A 2,727-nucleotide genomic window follows, 5' to 3' on the forward strand; every position below is an offset into this window, starting at 1 on the left:
AGTTATAAACAATATTATGTCAATAATTACCCTTACTACCGATTATGGCTTGAAAGATCACTTTGTCGGTGCATTGAAAGGGAAAATCCTATCTGAGTTTGCAGAAGCGACTATTGTTGACCTTTCGCATGAGATTGATCCTTTTAATACCGTTGAAGCCAGCTACATAATTAGTGCGGCATACAGCAGTTTTCCAAAAGGAACGGTTCATTTAATAGGTGTTGATATGGAGCTGAATAAAGAAAATCAACATATTGCCATGCAGTGGAATGATTCGTACTTTATTGCGGCTGATAATGGTATTTTAAGTATGCTTTCGCAAAAGATTGTCCCTCAAAAAATTGTTAGCATCAATATTCACGATCGGTTACCTACCGATGCCTCAGGCTTGGATGTTTTCGTGATGGTAGCTTGTCATATTGCCAAAGGCGGTTTACTAAATGTAATAGGAAGGGAAATACCATCGATAAAGGAAATAACAGAGCTCAAAGCCGTCGTTAACTCCGATAATACAATGCTCAAAGGTCATGTGGTTTACGTAGACCATTTTGGGAATACCGTAACTAATATTTCTAAAAAACAGTTTCTAGAGGTTGCGAAAGGCCGTCCGTATGAAATTATCATGCAGACAAAAAACATTAAAACAATCTTGCCTAATTACTCTGCCATCGCGAACACGGAGAAATATCCAATTAAGTATTATGAAGGCGAAAAGCTAGCTATTTTTAATGAAGCGGGCTTTCTTGAAATAGCTATTTTTAGAAGCAATCCTTCCAAATTTGGCTCTGCGTCTAGTTTATTAGGACTTACGTATAGAGATGTGGTTGCCATAGAATTTAAAAATAAGGAGCTTTAGCTTATTCTTGAAGCGTTCCGTTTTACTTCAATCAATTAAAAAACAAAAGAGATGTTTATACGTATTGTAAAATTAAGTTTCCACGAGCACAACATTCCTGCTTTTTTGGAGAATTTTGAAATTATTAAAGATCAAATTCGGTCTTCGGCAGGCAATCGCTTATTGGAATTGTACCAAGATAAAGACAATAAAAATATTTTTTTCACGTACAGCTATTGGGAAACAGAACAAGATTTGGAAAACTATCGAACCTCGGCTTTTTTCAATGAAGTTTGGAGTTTTACCAAAAAATTATTCAATGATAAGCCACAAGCTTGGAGCGTCGATAAATTAGCTTCGCTAGCTTAAAAATAAATACACTACAATGAAAGCAATCGTTTTAAGAGAAATTAATTCCTTTTTTGGTTCGCCAATAGGTTATTTAGTAATCGCCATTTTTTTAATCATCAACGGCCTTTTCTTATGGGTTTTTGATGGTGACTTTAACATTTTAAATTCTGGTTTTGCTGATTTATCGCCTTTTTTCACCTTAGCACCTTGGATCCTATTATTCTTGATTCCGGCAGTAACCATGCGCAGTTTTTCCGACGAAAAGAAACAAGGAACACTTGAATTATTACTCACTAAACCCTTAAGCGTATGGCAAATCGTTAGTGGTAAGTTTTTTGGAGCGGTATTACTAATCGTTTTAGCAATTGTCCCAACCGTTATCTATGTTTGGGCGATTTACACCTTAGGATCTCCAATTGGAAACATCGATATGGGAAGCACGTTAGGATCGTATTTTGGGCTTGTATTTCTAATCGCTGCCTACTGCTCTATTGGTATATTTACTTCGACCTTATCTGAAAATCAAATTGTAGCTTTCATTTTGTCGGTATTTATTTGTTTTGTTTTCTACTTTGGTTTTGAAGGATTAGCTAGCCTTGCTCCTAGTTTTTCATCGTTAATTAGTGCTTTAGGAATGCAAGATCATTTTAAAAGTATGGGTCGAGGTGTTATTGATACAAGAGACCTTCTGTACTTTGTAAGTTGCACTGTACTGTTTTTATCGCTCACTGTTTTTAAACTTAAATCCTTTAAATTGTAATGGTGCCTATTCAATCTAAAAATCTAAAGAATGTCGTTCTAATTGTTGCGATTCTTATTGTTGTCAATATTCTTGGAAATGCCTTTTTCTATCGTTTTGATTTAACCAAGGATAAAAGGTACACCTTATCTCCTACTTCGCTTGGTATCATCAAACAGGTTAAGGAACCGCTTGCCATAAAAATTTATATGCAAGGTGATTTACCACCTGAATTCACCCGTTTGCAGCAGGAAACAAAGCAATTATTAGAAGAGTTTCAGGCTTATAATTCGGATATTGCTTTTGAATTCGTAGATCCTATGGAAGACGAAGAGCACAGCGAAGAGAATGTAAAAGCCTTGTACATGAAAGGAATGACGCCTGTGAACATCACCGTTGACGACAAAGGAAAGCAATCACAAGCGATGGTTTTTCCTTGGGCTATGGCGGTTTACAACAATAAAGAAGTTACAATTCCATTGTTAAAAAACATCATGGGAGCTTCTACTACCGAAAAAGTAATTGGTTCTGTCCAGCACTTAGAATACTCGATTGCTGATGCCATCAATAAAATTACCAAGGACAAACAAAAAAGTATAGCGATCATCAAAGGGAACGGCGAATTAAAAGATATTTACATCGCAAAATTCCTTTTACAAGTACGCGAGAGTTACCATATTGGTCCTTTTACCTTGGACTCTGTTGCTGCAAATCCTGTAGGAAGCTTAGCTACTTTGAAAAAATACGATTTAGCCATTATCGCGAAACCAACTGAAGGTTTTTCGGAATCCGAAAAACAAGT

Annotated in this window: 4 protein-coding genes; all 4 read left to right on the forward strand. The window is 36.0% G+C overall.

The genetic code is table 11. The features are described 5' to 3' along the window. The first annotated feature begins 16 nt into the window (after nucleotides 1-16). On the forward strand, nucleotides 17-856 hold the full coding sequence (locus P8M54_RS05465; RefSeq protein ID WP_300286024.1) for an SAM-dependent chlorinase/fluorinase: 840 nt from the start codon (nucleotides 17-19) through the stop codon (nucleotides 854-856). Nucleotides 857-907: 51 nt separating this feature from the next. Further along, a complete protein-coding gene (locus tag P8M54_RS05470) occupies nucleotides 908-1,204 on the forward strand; it encodes an antibiotic biosynthesis monooxygenase family protein (RefSeq protein ID WP_300286018.1) in 297 nt (98 codons plus the stop codon). A gap of 16 nt (nucleotides 1,205-1,220) precedes the next feature. Continuing rightward, nucleotides 1,221-1,946: a gliding motility-associated ABC transporter permease subunit GldF gene (gene gldF, locus P8M54_RS05475; protein ID WP_300286020.1), complete on the forward strand. Its 726-nt coding sequence runs from the start codon at nucleotides 1,221-1,223 to the stop codon at nucleotides 1,944-1,946. Next, nucleotides 1,946-2,727: Gldg family protein (locus P8M54_RS05480; protein WP_300286022.1), on the forward strand; the 782-nt coding region annotated here is incomplete at its 3' end. The genes gldF and P8M54_RS05480, both read left to right, overlap by 1 nt.

This window comes from Flavobacterium sp., assembly GCF_029242675.1.
GTDB lineage: Bacteria > Bacteroidota > Bacteroidia > Flavobacteriales > Flavobacteriaceae > Flavobacterium.